This window comes from Vibrio sp. YMD68, from assembly GCF_029958905.1.
Classification (GTDB): Bacteria; Pseudomonadota; Gammaproteobacteria; order Enterobacterales; family Vibrionaceae; genus Vibrio.
This window is the reverse complement of sequence record NZ_CP124614.1, coordinates 1,788,987-1,804,262: the sequence shown is the minus strand read 5'-3', so window position 1 is coordinate 1,804,262 and position 15,276 is coordinate 1,788,987. Positions and strand designations below refer to the sequence as shown.

Annotated in this window: 16 protein-coding genes; 8 read left to right on the top strand and 8 right to left on the bottom strand. The window is 43.4% G+C overall.

Going from position 1 to position 15,276, the window contains the following annotated elements:
* Positions 1 to 45: 45 nt before the first annotated feature.
* The gene (locus tag QF117_RS14330; protein WP_282386353.1) at positions 46 to 1,239 is read right to left on the bottom strand and encodes a class I SAM-dependent methyltransferase; all 1,194 of its coding nucleotides are present in this window, start codon (positions 1,237 to 1,239) and stop codon (positions 46 to 48) included.
* A gap of 238 nt (positions 1,240 to 1,477) precedes the next feature.
* Positions 1,478 to 2,251 carry a phosphoribosylglycinamide formyltransferase gene (locus QF117_RS14325; protein WP_282386351.1) on the bottom strand — a complete coding sequence of 258 codons (774 nt, stop codon included), beginning with the start codon at positions 2,249 to 2,251 and terminating at the stop codon, positions 1,478 to 1,480.
* A 309-nt stretch (positions 2,252 to 2,560) separates the two neighbouring features.
* On the opposite strand from QF117_RS14325, the gene QF117_RS14320 reads away from it, so the two are divergent.
* A complete protein-coding gene (locus QF117_RS14320; RefSeq protein ID WP_282386350.1) occupies positions 2,561 to 3,217 on the top strand; it encodes a thiopurine S-methyltransferase in 657 nt (218 codons plus the stop codon).
* 178 nt (positions 3,218 to 3,395) lie between these two features.
* On the opposite strand, the gene purT is transcribed toward QF117_RS14320, so the two are convergent.
* Positions 3,396 to 4,571: a formate-dependent phosphoribosylglycinamide formyltransferase gene (gene purT / locus QF117_RS14315; RefSeq protein WP_282386349.1), complete on the bottom strand. Its 1,176-nt coding sequence runs from the start codon at positions 4,569 to 4,571 to the stop codon at positions 3,396 to 3,398.
* Between the two features lie 301 nt (positions 4,572 to 4,872).
* Here purT and QF117_RS14310 point away from each other — a divergent pair, with 301 nt between their 5' ends.
* The 3 genes from QF117_RS14310 to QF117_RS14300 are packed head-to-tail and all read left to right on the top strand — an operon-like array spanning position 4,873 to position 8,098.
* Entirely contained in the window at positions 4,873 to 6,291 is a 1,419-nt protein-coding gene (locus QF117_RS14310) for an SLC13 family permease (protein ID WP_282386347.1), read from the top strand.
* A gap of 9 nt (positions 6,292 to 6,300) precedes the next feature.
* Positions 6,301 to 7,638: an ATP-binding protein gene (locus tag QF117_RS14305; protein ID WP_282386346.1), complete on the top strand. Its 1,338-nt coding sequence runs from the start codon at positions 6,301 to 6,303 to the stop codon at positions 7,636 to 7,638.
* A complete protein-coding gene (locus QF117_RS14300; protein ID WP_282386345.1) occupies positions 7,625 to 8,098 on the top strand; it encodes a response regulator in 474 nt (157 codons plus the stop codon). The genes QF117_RS14305 and QF117_RS14300 overlap by 14 nt, the downstream gene beginning before the upstream one ends.
* A gap of 253 nt (positions 8,099 to 8,351) precedes the next feature.
* On the opposite strand, the gene QF117_RS14295 is transcribed toward QF117_RS14300, so the two are convergent.
* Positions 8,352 to 8,948: a TetR/AcrR family transcriptional regulator gene (locus QF117_RS14295; protein WP_282386344.1), complete on the bottom strand. Its 597-nt coding sequence runs from the start codon at positions 8,946 to 8,948 to the stop codon at positions 8,352 to 8,354.
* Positions 8,949 to 9,072: 124 nt separating this feature from the next.
* On the opposite strand from QF117_RS14295, the gene QF117_RS14290 reads away from it, so the two are divergent.
* Entirely contained in the window at positions 9,073 to 9,828 is a 756-nt protein-coding gene (locus tag QF117_RS14290; RefSeq protein ID WP_282386343.1) for an SDR family oxidoreductase, read from the top strand.
* A gap of 290 nt (positions 9,829 to 10,118) precedes the next feature.
* Here QF117_RS14290 and cdd read toward each other — a convergent pair whose 3' ends face one another.
* From cdd to sbcB, 4 genes are all read right to left on the bottom strand, one after another.
* Positions 10,119 to 11,006: a cytidine deaminase gene (gene cdd, locus QF117_RS14285; protein WP_282386341.1), complete on the bottom strand. Its 888-nt coding sequence runs from the start codon at positions 11,004 to 11,006 to the stop codon at positions 10,119 to 10,121.
* A 200-nt stretch (positions 11,007 to 11,206) separates the two neighbouring features.
* Positions 11,207 to 11,884, bottom strand: coding sequence for a CidB/LrgB family autolysis modulator (locus tag QF117_RS14280; protein ID WP_282389492.1), 678 nt, complete (start codon positions 11,882 to 11,884; stop codon positions 11,207 to 11,209).
* Positions 11,884 to 12,249 carry a CidA/LrgA family protein gene (locus tag QF117_RS14275; RefSeq protein ID WP_282386340.1) on the bottom strand — a complete coding sequence of 122 codons (366 nt, stop codon included), beginning with the start codon at positions 12,247 to 12,249 and terminating at the stop codon, positions 11,884 to 11,886. Before QF117_RS14275 ends, QF117_RS14280 begins: the two co-directional genes overlap by 1 nt.
* Positions 12,250 to 12,352: 103 nt before the next feature.
* Entirely contained in the window at positions 12,353 to 13,777 is a 1,425-nt protein-coding gene (sbcB, locus tag QF117_RS14270; protein ID WP_282386339.1) for an exodeoxyribonuclease I, read from the bottom strand.
* A gap of 181 nt (positions 13,778 to 13,958) precedes the next feature.
* Here sbcB and QF117_RS14265 point away from each other — a divergent pair, with 181 nt between their 5' ends.
* From QF117_RS14265 to QF117_RS14255, 3 genes are all read left to right on the top strand, one after another.
* Positions 13,959 to 14,402: an Arm DNA-binding domain-containing protein gene (locus tag QF117_RS14265; RefSeq protein ID WP_282386337.1), complete on the top strand. Its 444-nt coding sequence runs from the start codon at positions 13,959 to 13,961 to the stop codon at positions 14,400 to 14,402.
* 339 nt (positions 14,403 to 14,741) lie between these two features.
* A complete protein-coding gene (locus tag QF117_RS14260) occupies positions 14,742 to 15,026 on the top strand; it encodes a tyrosine-type recombinase/integrase (RefSeq protein WP_282386335.1) in 285 nt (94 codons plus the stop codon).
* A gap of 21 nt (positions 15,027 to 15,047) precedes the next feature.
* A complete protein-coding gene (locus tag QF117_RS14255) occupies positions 15,048 to 15,164 on the top strand; it encodes an integrase (RefSeq protein WP_282386333.1) in 117 nt (38 codons plus the stop codon).
* Positions 15,165 to 15,276 lie beyond the last annotated feature (112 nt).

The window sequence follows — 15,276 nt, the reverse complement described above, 5'->3', positions numbered from 1 at the left end:
TTTCTTAATAGAAATTCGGGCTCTTTTTATTCAGATATTGATTGTTTAAAGCACCTTACAAGCAAAACCTTTCAAGTAAAAACCTTCAGGGTAGGCCGTATCAATTAAGTGATCGGCTGCTTGTTCAAAACGCTCGACAAACTTTACGCTTCGGCCTGCATCAAGCGCAGCGTCAGCAATGACTTTTTGGAACAAGTCAGCACTCATTAAGCCAGAGCAAGAATAAGTCAGCAAGGTTCCACCAGGTTTGAGGATCTGCATCGCAAGCATGTTGATATCTTTGTAACCGTTCGCGCCAGATGTCAGATTGTTTTTACTAGAAACAAACTTTGGTGGGTCCATAACAACGACATCAAATTGCGTTCCTTGATCGCGATACTCACGCAGTAGCTTAAATACATCAGCATTTAAAAAGACAGCGCGCTTTTTAGAAATATCGAATTCATTAATTTCTGCATTGTACTTGGCGGTATCAAGAGCCGGCTGAGACACGTCAGCGTTGATTACCCGCTTCGCACCCCCTTTAAGAGCGTATAGGCCAAATCCGCCAGTGTATGAAAAGCAATTCAGCACGTCTTTGTCTTTAACATACTTCATCGATTGCTGGCGACTATCTCGCTGATCGAGATAAAACCCCGTTTTATGACCATTGATGATATCAACACTGATTTTAACGCCATTCTCTTCAATAATGACTGAATCAGGCGGTGTATCGCCATGCAACACACCGACAGTTTCTGGCAGGCCTTCTTTTTTACGAACCGCCACATCAGAGCGTTCATAGATATTGCAATCAGGAAAGCACTCAACCAAGGCGTCAACCAATGTACTCTTGTTATATTCAGCGCCAGCACTGAGGAGCTGACACACTAAGTAATTTTGAAATCTATCGATGGTGATACCAGGCAGTGAATCAGACTCTGCAGCGATCAATCGGTAGCCAGTGAGTCCATCGCGTTCGATGATATCGTCACGCAATAGCTGTGCTTGGCGAATTTTTTCAACAAAGAAGGCTTTATCGATATCTCGTTTCTCAAAACTCCATACACGCGCGCGGATCTGAGAGGTAGGAGAATACGCTGCTTTTGCCAGCCATTGACCGTTATTGGCGTACACATCAACGGTTTCTCCCGATTGTGGTTCACCTTCTACACGGTGAATGCCTCGTGAAAAAACCCAAGGATGTTTGCGACGTAAAGATTTGTCTCGGCCTTTAACCAGATAAATAGCGGGAGTCATGTACTTACTCAATAGATAATTTTGGTGCGCTATTGTCTTGTATGTACCCATGAAATGCAATGAGAGACTGCACGGCTAGTCCTTCTAGAAATATCGGTCTAAACAGTTGCCTGTCTCTTCTGTTTTGAAATAAAAAGGCCAAATGCGAATTGCACCTGGCCTGTTAGTTTATTCTATTTGCGTCGTTGCTCTTTTGAATGCCGCTTTCTCTATGAGTTAAAGATAGTACACAGAGTGGTTATGCTGCCTTAATGTGCGTAGTGATATACGGTTGCCACGCGTCTTGATAGAGCTGTAGAGATTGATTTCTCATCTTGTTAATTTGCGTCAATTCAAACTGTTCCAAATCTCTTTGCTCGGCTGCCGCTTTACGTTCGATCTGCTGTATCACTTCGTAAAGGTCATGCTCAGGTCCATTCTTCACATCCGCAATCGCTTGAAGATGAACTTGTACTTCCGCGATAATATTGGTCTTGGGTAGCTTAACCAGCAAATTCAAATCTCGGTAGCCAGAGGGTGCTGGACTCTTAAATCGGTTTTTGACTTTTACAATCTCCGTTTCTCTATCCAACGCTTCATAGACTTCCATCAAGCTTTCTACATCGTTAGCGATGATTGTCGCTCTTGCGACATCAGTAATGCGCTCCACTTTTCCACCAAGCTCATGTTTTATTTTATCTTGAGCACGGTGTGAAGATTTAATACCAGCAAAATATGCATGAGTTTGAGTGAGTAATGCTGTGCTGTTGCAGATATCTTCAAGTTCAAATTGCGCCTGATGAGATTTACTGTATAGCGTGTCAAAGTCTGAATATGGCTGAATCGGGGTGACATTGGTTGATTGAATAGCATACAAGCCGCTTAAGTTGTGTTTAAACAACTTAGCGCATACTTCGTTATGGCTGGTCGAAAGCTTGTCTTCATCCGCTGGTGAAGTCGGAAGCGCTGCGAATGCAGGTGCACGGGTCAGCATCAAAAGCATCATTGCTGTCGTACGAAGAAAAAGACTCATTCATTCTCCTTAATAAGTAACCTAGTAAAAAGTGGATATAAAAGACACTAAGTTCAAACAAATTAAGCAACTAAACAAGATATTGGGGTGCTAATAACCCAATCAAACCCTATTATCGCGTTTAGTGCGAGAAGCTAGAAATAGATCACGTTTTATCGCAAATGGCTTAGAAAAACGTAATTTACCCTGAACTGTGTAGTCATTATATCGGGCGTATATTAATGGGATATGAACACACTGGTTATAAATAATTTAACACGTTAAAATCCAATACATTGACCAAAATATCTTCAAACACAAGGAACAACAATGAACGATCCAGACTTTTGGCACAGTAAGTGGGCCGCAAATCAAATTGGATTTCATTTGGAAGATGTGAATCCATTATTAATTCAGTATTGGCCAAAAACACAACCCCAAAGAAGCGATTCAGTGTTGGTGCCATTGTGCGGAAAATCAGAAGATTTGGTGTGGTTGGCGACCCGCCATGATGATGTCCAAGGGGTTGAGCTAAGTAACATTGCCGTACGTTCCTTCTTTGCTGAACATTTTTACACACCAACCGTGACGACGATAAGTAGCCAACATCAGCTGTATCAGTTTGACGAGCTTTCAATCTACAACGGAGATGTCTTTACTGCGCCGATAGAGCCGGTTGATATTGTCTATGATAGAGCAGCTCTCATCGCGCTACCTGAATCCATGCGCAGTGACTATGTGAGTTTGATTAAAGGGAAGTTGGCTGAGAAAGGCCGCATTTTACTGGTCACGCTCGACTACCCGCAGACTGAAATGGCGGGGCCTCCGTTTAGCGTTCCTCAAAGCGAAATACAAGCTTTGTTTTCAGAGTTTAAGGTCACTCTTTTACATCGTGATGATGCTGATGAACATCATCCCAAGCGAGCTAAAAAAGGATTGACCAGATTCGCAGAAGAAGTTTGGCTGATTGAAAAGTCTAGCGTTTAGTATTGTTTAAGCGATGACTGTGATGGGTATAAGCCATTCACGAATGGGAAACAAAAAATCCTAACCCCTTAAAGGTTAGGATTTTTTATCGTACTTTTTGTGACTTAATTTAGCGTGTCACTGGATCCTGTTTATAACAATAGGCTTGCTCAAGCGAAACGCGATGATAACCATTAAATTAGTAGCTAATGTTGACCTTTTGAGCGCTCGTTATGGCATCTTCTATCGCTTTGTCTACGCTGTGACGACGGGTCAGTGCTACACCTAATCGACGGCGGCCATCAATATCGGGCTTACCGAATAAACGTACCTGGGTTTGAGGCATTGCTAATGCGTCACTGAGTCCATCATAACGGATATTAGTTGATGTCCCTTGCCCTAAAACGACCGCGGAAGCAGAGGCTCCGTATTGAGTAATGCTGTTGATTGGCATACCCGTAAACGCTCGAACGTGCAGTGCAAATTCAGAAAGTTCTTGCGAGATGAGCGTAACCAAACCTGTGTCATGTGGGCGAGGGGAGACTTCGTTAAAGATGACTTTATCGCCTTTAATAAACAATTCAACACCAAAAATACCATAGCCACCCAGCGCATTAACGATTTTCTCCGCACTGTATTCTGCGGCTTCCCTCGCTGAGTCCGTCATGGCTTGTGGCTGCCACGATTCGCGATAATCACCATCTTCCTGGCGGTGGCCAATCGGTTGGCAGAAATGAACGCCATCGACAGCGCGAACCGTCAAAAGTGTAATTTCATAGTCAAAATCAATAAAGCCTTCCACGATGACTCGACCCGCACCAGTTCGGCCACCTTCTTGAGCGTAATCCCATGCTGTTTGAATATCCTCGGAGGATTTGATGACACTTTGGCCTTTACCTGATGAACTCATTACGGGTTTGCACACACAAGGCAGGCCAGCAAATTCAACCGCCGCTTTAAATTCTTCGAATGTATCCGCAAACTTATAGGGCGAGGTCGTGAGGTTTAATTCTTCAGCAGCCAGGCGACGAATACCTTCACGGTTCATGGTGAGTTTTGTGGCGTTCGCAGTTGGGACGACATTGAGACCTTGAGCTTCAAGTTCAACTAATTTGTCGGTTGCGATAGCTTCAATTTCAGGGACCACATAGTCCGGCTTTTCTTGTTCGATAATGGTTTGAAGCGCGTCGCCATCGAGCATATCAAGAACATGGCTACGGTGAGCCACTTGCATTGCTGGTGCGTTTTCATAACGATCACAGGCGATCACTTCAAAGCCTAAACGTTGGCATTCTATGGCGACTTCCTTGCCTAATTCACCAGATCCAAGAAGCAATACTCGAGTCGCATCTTTACTTGTCGCGGTACCAAACATAAAAACCTCGTTATCAATACAGGTAGTAAATTCTGACGGGGATCATACTGATTATCGGCACAAAAGCAAACGTTTGCGTATCGAGTTTTATCATAGAATGAAAAAGAGAAAAACGGATACAGAAAAACAACGTACAAGACACGCTTCATTGACAAAAATAACGTTTCATTGATCTCAAGCGTAGTAAATCAGTGACAACCCCTTAATAATAGACGACTTAAAGGTAAGGAGTATTTACTCCATTAGTGATCCTAGGATCATTATCGTGTCGTTACTTAATCTCAGGAAGAGTTGCCGTACCATGCGTCAGTATATGAAATACATCATTCCCCTTATTATCCCTCTGTTCATTCTATGTTTACCCTTGTCAGCGTTTCCATTTGAGGGCTTGACGATTATCCAACAGCGGGTCATCGCGATATTCTTACTCGCCGCCCTGTGCTGGGTATTTGAGCCAATACCGATTTATGCGACGTCTGTGGTGATCATCGTTTTAGAGCTGTTAATGCTGTCCAATAAGGGAATCTTCTTCTTTCGTTTGGAAGAAGGTCAGCCGCATTTTGGTGAGCTTCTCCAATATCATGAGATCATGGCCACGTTCGCGAGCCCAATCATTATGCTCTTTTTAGGCGGATTCTTCCTTGCAATGGCAGCGACTAAGTACCGGTTAGATGTCAACTTAGCGCGCGTATTGCTCAAACCATTTGGGCAAAACCCTAAGTACGTGATGCTCGGATTGATGCTCATTACCGGCATTTTTTCGATGTTTATGTCGAATACGGCGACAACCGCAATGATGCTGTCGATTTTGACGCCAGTTATCGCGGTTTTTGGCCCTAAAGATCCAGGCAGAGTGGCATTTGCATTGTGCATACCCGTTGCGGCAAATATTGGTGGGATAGGCACACCCATAGGAACCCCACCCAATGCGATCGCGCTGAAATATCTAGTGGGTGACAATCTTATAACCTTTGGTGAATGGATGGCGTTTGGTGTGCCGTTCGTTGTTGTTATGATGGCGTTGGCGTGGTTCTTAATCGGGTCAATTTATAAAGCCGATCAGAAAACCATCAACCTGAGCATCAAAGGCAAGTTTTTGAAAACGCCAAAAGCGATTATTGTTTACATCACCTTTGCATCAACGATCATATTGTGGCTGATGGGGTCATCTCACGGCATGAATTCCTACACTGTGGCTCTTATCCCGGTCGCTATTTTCTCACTGACCGGCATTATCAACAAAGAAGATTTGAAAAAGATCTCGTGGGATGTTCTGTGGCTTGTTTCTGGTGGTATCGCGTTAGGTCTGGCGTTAGATAAAACGGGCCTCGCAAGATTGATGGTGCACAGTATCCCGTTCGACGAATACTCACCATACGTTGTATTATTTGGCGCGGCGACCCTATGTTTAGTCATGGCTAACTTTATGTCTCATACAGCAACGGCCAACTTGCTTATGCCTATCATGGCTGCTCTGGGCGCTTCAATGGCATCTTTAACCCCTTTGGGTGGCGAGTTAACCTTGATTCTCGTTGTCACTTTTGCCGCTTCGCTGGGCATGTCTTTACCCATCAGTACGCCGCCTAATGCATTGGCACACGCGACAGGGCAAGTTCAGACCCATCAAATGGCGAAAGTAGGCGTGATTCTGGGTGTAGTTGGCGTGTTATTGAGTTTTGTTATGGTGTGGATCTTACACTCTGTGGGCCATATAGGGTAACTACGGACGATGCCTAATAGTAAATTCAATCAACTCATTGGTCGTTATTTTAGTGATAACGATAGAAAACTGTCCCCAATTGCTGGCACCGTCGTTCTAGAGCAGGGCGGGCATAACGACAGGTTGTATTACGTAGTTAGTGGTGAATTAGAGGGTTATTTCACCAAAGGTGGCGATCTACAAACTAAGGTCTTTTCAGCGTCGGAAGGGGCCTTTATTGGTGTACACAGTTTCTTTTCTGAAACGTGGATCGCCTCGTCTACCGTTGTGGCTAAATCTGATACTCAGCTCGCATGGATAGACAGAACCACACCAGCCTTTGAACCAGAAAACTATGGCCCATTAACGGCTCAATTTACCCCTGTTATTGTCAATGAACTGTCACGTCGCCAGCGCAGAGCCACAGAAGAAGCGTTAGCCAAAGAACAAGCGTTACAAAAGTTACACACCGCAGAACAAATGACAACGCTAGGGCAGCTAGCTGCTGGAATAGCGCACGAGCTTAACAACGCGATTGGTGTTGTGAGCAGTACATCTGATCGATTAGAGTCTGTGTTATTAACGTTACTCGAAGAGATTCATCCGGAAGCGAGCCAGTTTTTTGATGTGGGTTTAATGCAAGGTCAAAAGAGTCCCTCCAGTGAAGTTCGTAAAAGGGGAAAGCTATTTGAACAAAAGTACAATTTACCCAAGGACATCGCAAGAGAGCTTGCTCGCGCAGTGAAAGCCGATGAAGTGAATGATCATTGGTTAGCGTCTCCCAAAGACGCGATTCGTTATTGGCAAATGGGACGCGACATACATGATCTTCGCTTGGCGTCAAAACACACCGTGGGAATTGTAAAATCGGTGAAACAACTCGGTCGTACCGACATCGATTTAGATGAAGAACTGGATGTGAATGATTCCATTCATCGGGCGGTGGCATTATTACAAAGTGATTTACGTAGAGTCTCTGTGCGTATTCGACCCGCTGAGCTTCCACCATTCAAAGGGTCACAAACTGAGCTTGTTCAGATCTGGGTGAACATCATTAAAAACGCCTGTGATGCAATGGAAGAGTGTGACGAACCCGCCATCGATATTCATACTCGGGTGCATAAAAATAGGATTTTAGTCACGGTGACCAATAATGGCCCTGAGATAGAACCTGCGATCCGAAGAAAGATCTTTCAACCTAATTTTACGACAAAAAAAGGCGGCTTATCATTTGGCCTAGGCCTTGGGCTCTCTATAGTCAAACGTATTGTTGCTGGGTACTCCGGCAGTATTGCAGTAAAAAGCGACAGAGAGAAAACAATTTTTAGAATCAAGTTACCAATCGAGGATGAACATGGAGAAGCTTAATTTAATTTGCGTTGACGATCAGCGAGAAGTGTTGAGTGCGGTACTTCAAGATTTGGAACCATTGACTCATTGGCTAAATATAGAAGATTGCGAATCGGCTGACGAAGTGTTGGAGCTGATGGATGAATTAGATGCGGATGGTGAAATGGTTGCTGTGTTGATTTCTGATCATGTTATGCCAGGAAAAACCGGCGTTGAACTGCTCACGGAAGTCTCTTTAGATTCACGTTTTAGGCATACAAAGAAAATCTTGTTGACAGGTCAAGCCACACAGTCGGATACGATTGAGGCAATCAATGTCGCTGGGATAAATCACTACTTTGAGAAACCTTGGGCGAGTGACGTGTTGATCAGCACAATTCGAACGCTGGTGACGCAATACATCTTTGAGCAAGGGTTAGACTATACGCAGTACCAATCCGAACTTGATCAGCAAGTGGTGTTTTCACATCTTAGATAGGCGTTAGCTACTCATCTTCACCTAGTCCTACAGCGGAATAGGAACAGTCATCGCCATAGCGATAAAATTAATGCTCAGCAATTGCTGAGCATTATTACATTGTATGGAATTACTGCTTTCAGCGACATTACTTCTTCTCTTGTTAATCAGTTTTCGATGACCGTTATATAATTACTAATAATAAGATAAATCGCGGACTTAGCACTAAACTCGGTGAGTATCCGTAAATTAAAGATTAAAACGAGCTCTTTTATCAGGAAAAGTTGCCAAGGGAGAAACAAATTATTCCTTGTAGTGACTGAAAGTCGCTACCATTTCTCGCAGAAATGGCTAAACCAAACATCAATGCTAAAAGGTAGTTAGCCATCGCGTTCGTGTCACAGTCAGCGGCAAGATTACCCGCTTTTATTTCATTTTCAAAAAACGCCGTAAAAGCGTCGCTTGTCTGTTGGTTAATGCCTTGTAATTTTGTTCCGCTTTTTTCAGGTAAGCAGGTCCCCGCAAGCTCAGACGTACTATGACAAATTAAACATCCTTTTGGGAGGTTACTATCGGTCAACATCCTAGCTGTAGATGTTAAGAAGTTTTTCAGCCGATCTTGTAAACAGATATTTGCCTCCACAAGATGAGTTGAATGAACGAGAGCATATTTCTCTAAATAAAGCTCAAGCGATTGATTAAACAAATTTTCTTTATTACCAAATGCAGAATATAAACTGGGCTTGTTTATACCCATTGCCCCAGTTAAGTCGGTTAACGACGTCCCAGGGTAACCATTTTTCCAAAAAACCAACATGGCATTTTCAAGTGCGGTCTCTTTATCAAAGCTACGGGTTCTGCCTGATTTCATTTATACGTCCATCTTTAATTATATTGCCCTTGATATTTTGTACCGATAGGTATAGATTGTCAATATTATGTACCGATCGGTACATAAGTAAGGGCGAATAATCCAACATATTAAGGAACGAGAGATGAATGATTTAACAGGAAAAGTTGCCGTAGTAACGGGTGGCAACAGCGGTATAGGCTTCGCTACCGCAAAATATTTTAAGAAGGCAGGGGCGAGTGTGATCATTACCGGTAGGTCGGCTGATAGAGTAGCCTCGGCGGCTTTTGAATTAGGGGTAAAAGGAATTGTTGCAGATGTAAGTGATTTATCTGCGATTGATAATCTCGTTGAGCAAGTAAAGCGTGAATTTACTCATATTGATGTTTTATTCGTGAATGCTGGAGTGTTTAGCCCGGCTCCAATAGGGCAAAATAGTGAAGAAATGTTCGATACGCAAATGGGCATAAACTTTAAGGGCGCGGTGTTTACCACTGAAAAATTTTTACCGGTTATCAATGATGGTGGCTCGATCATAAACCTTTCATCTATTAACGCTTATACCGGTATGCCAAATACCGCTATATATGCAGCTTCCAAAGCTGCGTTAAATTCCTATACACGCACAGCGGCGACTGAGTTAGCACCCAGAAAAATTAGAGTGAATTCAGTTAACCCAGGGCCGATACATACCCCGATTTTTGGTAAAACCGGAATGCCAGAAGAGCAATTAAACGACTTTTCTACAGCGATACAAAATCGGATTCCGCTGAAGCGTTTTGGTCAGCCAGACGATATCGCCAAACTCGTGCTGTTTCTAGCCTCGGACGATGCTTCGTTTATTACAGGTGGCGAATATAATATTGATGGGGGAATTAATTTGAATCCAGTTCTACTTTAGTACCTCTTAGTGGTAGTACTTATTAGCCGTTACTTTGATTTAGAGTATTAAGGGTTAATATCTGTTGAGAAACTTGGGAATGCTATTCTGGCCTTAGAGGTAAAACTTTAAAGGCCAGATTGAATCTGGGCGGGTAACGCCCCTTTCAGTTGTTTTGATAACCGTTGCTAAATAGATAAACACGGTCAAAATGAATGCTTCACTTATTAGACTTTACTTAATACTGGGTATATAAGCCTTTTTATAGAATAAGTTAACCACTTTAGGCCAACCTCTGATCAAGCAAAGGCTCAAACGGACAAATAAGAAACCGTAATGTCTGGGTTGATGGCTTCTAGTGTTGCTTGAGTATCAGCAAGGTGACTGATAGTGCCTTCAGACATTTCGACCAGTGCTGCTGAAGCGATATCGTTGATCGACTCACCATCTAACAGCAATTGAATCATCGCAACTTGAAGCGGTGGTAAACTTGGGTTGAACGCCGCATTTTCAGCGTATGCACCGCTATAGACTTTCCCGTTAGCCAGACGAAGCGCTGCACCACTCAGATTCTTAGTGTAAGGTGCGTGACTGGCATTTAATCGTTGCATCGCGACGTTGATCAATGCGTCTTCATCATCGGTCGTCAGCAGATGATCGACTTTAGACATCAGTCTGGTTTCAATCCCAAGATCCGCAGGGCCAAATGACTCAGGTAAATATTCTTGCAATGATTTCTGATCTTTTTGTGGTAGCTGAATAACAAGCTCATCTGCTGTAGAGAGTTCATTCATAAATTGTCGGCAGTGACCACATGGGCTGAAGTTGATTGTAATGTCAGTAATCCCTTCTTCACCTTTCATCCAAGCATGGCTGATGGCAGATTGCTCAGCATGGACAGTTTGACCGAGCTGAACGCCAGAAATCTCAACATTCGCACCAAAATACAACCGACCAGATAGGCCTCTCACTATGGCACCGACAAAAAAGTGAGATAGCGGAGCGTAGGAATAAGCGGCAGCAAACGGCAACAGTGCAACACGCAAATCGGCGTCTGCCAAGCCAGAGACTTCAAGGAGTTGCTCAAATTGCTGTTTAGACAAGGTAGCGTCAAAGCTATCATCTTGGATAATCGGTAATAAAAAGCGAGATAGTGATTCAGGGGCTTCTTGTAGTGCACGTTCCATTTGGGTATTCATTGTTCGACCTCTTTTTTGTATTGATATTCATTCTAGGGAACGATAAATAATAAACAGAGGTATAGATCACATTAATAAATGTAATAGGAATTACATTACACCAAATGAGTGACTCAGCACGTTTTTTAGAATGAATTTCCCGTTTTTCCGCCTTTTTATGTAAACAAACATGAGTAAAGGAGCCGGTTCAGTGAGCTGCTCTACATGAGCAACCACACGGCCAATGAGAAAAACGATGGAGCGAGAATCGAGGTGATCACACCGCACACGACCAAGGCTAAAGAACTGAACGCCGCATCTTTAGGATCTTTTTCTGCACAGGTTGCGGTTCCTAACGCATGAGAAACCGTGCCCATGGTCAACCCCTTAGCGATAGAGTGGGTGATGTTTAGGAGGTTATAAATAGGGTAAGCGAGAATCGCACCAAACAATCCAACCAGCAGTACGAAAATTGCCGCCATGGCGGGTTCGCCTCCAAGGCTGCTCGAAACCTCCATAGCAATAGGCGTTGTAACCGATTTCCCCAAGAAACTGGCAATCAAGGTTAGTTCTGTCTGCATGAATACGGCAATGATGGTCGAGGTAAACATAGAAAGCACACTGCCGACACCGCACGCCAGCATGATAATGCGCCAGTTTGCCCGTATTTGTGGCAATTGTTCGTATAGTGGATAAGCCAGTGCAACGACGGCGGGCTGTAACAAATAATTTATCCAACGGTTCTCTGCATAATACTGTTCGTAAGGCACTTTTAACCAAATTAACATCGGAATCAAAATGCTAATGCTGATAACCAATGGATTAAATAATGGGTTATTTACTTTTTGACTGACCCAACGTGAAAATAGGAAAACGACGACGGTCACCAGTAGCCACATCACTTGTTCCCCTTCTTTAACAGGCGATCCAAAAAGTAGCCCAGTACGACAAGAACAATGAACGTTGCCCCAACAGTAGAGGCCAATATAGGCAACGCGTTTTCAATCAGTGTATCGAAATGAAGCATGAGGCCGACGCTAATCGGCACAAACAGTAAAATCATGTATCGAATCAAGAGTGTGGCACTCGATTTAACCCATTCCGAAGAAACAAGGCCACTCGCGAGCAGTGCAAATAGTATCAACATACCAAAAATACTGCCGGGGATGGCGGTGTTTAATAGTGATTGTAGGGTGTTACCAATCAATAAACTCACTAAAATGAGAAGCATGGACACCAAATATTTTGCCAATTTCATAGCCATTGAGCGTGCGTTACCTTATTACATGTTTACCAATAAAACCGTGCATCCAATCGAGATTTAATCCTTTTAATACAGTATGTCTAAGCGCGTTATCTATAGCAGATTAAGACGCTATTTTTTCAACATACTGATACACCGCTTTCAAAATGGCCATTTTCTTTTCATCACTTTCATGTTCGTGGACCAGGTTTTCAAGATTCAACATGTAACCTTCGAGCCTTTGTTCAAAATAATCTCTGCAATGATTCGCCCATTTAACTTGCTCTTGCTCATCTAAAGACAATGGGTAATGTCTCGCTCTATAGCGGAAAAGAAGAGGTTCAATGCGCTCATCGTTAAAGCGAATGTCCAAAGCGGCTAAATTGGCTGGGTCAGTGGCGCGAATAATGTCCATTGCTGACTTATCTGCGGGAGAGAAAAAACCGTCATAGAGTTTAGTGTCGACATCTTCGCTGGCTGGATACTCGCGGTCCGCACTGTACAAACTAATGAGTTTTTCTCTGATCTCAGGGTGGCTACGAAGTCGTGCCAGATTATCCAAGCATTGCTTTCTATTAATACCGATGGCTTCGGCATTTTCTGCCGTCAAGGTTTTGGCTGGCGCGAGAATAGGACACTTGTTGATATGAACGAGCTTAATAGGAACGGGAAGCTCATCTTCTGCGAGTTCACTGCGTTTGGTATATAAACGAGTACGAAGTTCATCAGCGTCCAACTCTAATAAGGGAGCAGGATCTTTTGCCAAATCCACAACGATTGCAGCATTTTGGTTGGTTGGGTGCCATGCAACAGGCACAATCCAGCTGGTATAATTGCAATCGCGTCCAAACATACCGGAAACATGCATTAATGGTGTCATGCTCACGATATCAATCAACTCGTTCAGTTTTCGTTTATGACGCATGCTCAAGAAGTAATTGAACAGTTTTGGCTGCGCTGCTTTTAGCTTTTTCGCCATTTCAATCGTAGCGATTACGTCTGCCATCGCATCGTGCGCATTTTCGTGCTCAATCCCATTGGCTACGGAAAGGTGCTCGAGCTTAAAACTGGTATAACCCTCTTCATTTTCAGGCCATTTAACCCCTTCTGGGCGAAGAGCATGACAGGCGCGCATAACATCAAGTAAATCCCAACGAGAGTTACCGTTTTGCCAGCTCCAAGCGTAGGGGTCGATGAAGTTTCGGTAACAGGTATAGCGGGTCACTTCATCATCAAAACGAATACTGTTGTAACCCAGGCTCGTGGTTTTTGGTTTTGAGAGCTCGTCATGGATCTTGGCAATGAACTCGGGTTCAGGCAAACCTTGCGCAAGGGCTTTTTGAGGGGTGATTCGAGTAATCAACGCCGCTTCAGGAGAAGGCAAATAATCAGCAGGAGGTTGACAATAAATAACAAGAGGCTCGCCAATAATATTGAAATCTTCGTCGGTACGCACACCCGCAAACTGACTCGGTCTGTCTTTAGCTGGACTCGTGCCCCAGGTTTCGTAATCGAAAAAGAAGAAGGTAGGTTGATCGTTGTTATTCATATTGTTTTCATTATGGTTAGAATTCTTCAAAGCAGCCCTTTAGAATCAATCGCTTAAGTGCGTATTTTGTGCTATATTTTCTATTCAGTTTTAGTGTTTTTTCGTCGTTCACATTTGCACTTGCGTCCATATATGTGTCTATTTTTAGTAAGCGCTGTGTCCAAATTTTTAGGGAAGAAAATTGAGCATAACCGACAAACAACTAAAGGCCATCGCTAAACTTAGCGAGTACGCTGGAGCGGCAGAATTAAAGGATGGTGAGGGGCTAATTGCAAAGATATCGCCCAAAGCAAACATCACATTCCAGTCCCGGTGCCGTCACAACGGAATAAACAAACGCATTCGTCTAGGCAAGTATCCGATAATCAGCCTAAAGAATGCAAGGCAAATCCACAAAAGGATGTTGGAGCTTAAAGAAGAAGGACGAAATCCAGAGATCGCCATCTCAGGCGAGACAGATTTCGTCACTCTCAAAGAGTGCCTCGATTTCTGGTTTGAGAACATAGTCGCTCATCAAAAGCTCGGGACTAGAGTGTTGTATGAATCAGTCGCCAAAAACTACTTCTATAATGCATTCCCTAATGTAAATCAGCCCGCGAGTGGATGCAGTGGTTTGATGGAATAGCCAAGAAGAACCCTAAAACTGCTAACTCAGCATTTTCCAAAATGAGAGCCTGCCTTAACTTCTGTAAATCAAAATTCATAATAGACGGCGCCCACCTTGAAAAACTCAAACAGCAAGATGTAGGAGAACCATCGAAAGCGGGGACAGAGTACTCACGTTACCCGAGTTAGCAAAAGTCTGGATTGAGATAGAACGTAGTAAAGCGGGCACATCAACCAAGAACCTTCATCTCATGACAATGTTATGGGGTAACCGATTATCTGAGCTACGTTTATCAAGGCGTGCTCACTTTGATATGGTCAATGATGTCTGGACCGTACCTCCTGAACTGAGCCAAAAATGGGAAACACCATTCGTAGGCCTATCCCTAAACACATTAAACCAATGCTAGAACGGTTGATGAATATTTACGATGACTACCTTTTCCCTGGTGCATCTCTGCACAAACGACTCAGCATATCTGCAGCTAATTGTTATATCAGGCGTCTACGTGATTCAATGACGCTTACGCATTGGCGAATGCACGATTTCAGACGCAGCATTTCAACGATATGTTCAGAGCTTAAAGCAATGCCCCATGTGACAGAAAAGATGTTAGGGCATGAATTAACGGGAGTAATGTGAGTAATGGGAGTAATGGGAGTAATGGGAGTTTACAATAAGCATGATTGGCTAGCCGATCAAAAAGAAGCGTATGAGACTTTTTCTGAGGCATTGTTTGAGCAAGTTAAGAAAGAGCTAGCATTCCCAATTGGTAGTTAGATAATTAAATCAATCAATTAGCAAACTACATCACTTTTTGTATATGTAAAAAATGGCATATTGATTGATGGAGTACATTCTTCTTAACTTTCTAGAGTTCAAGGAGGAGTAA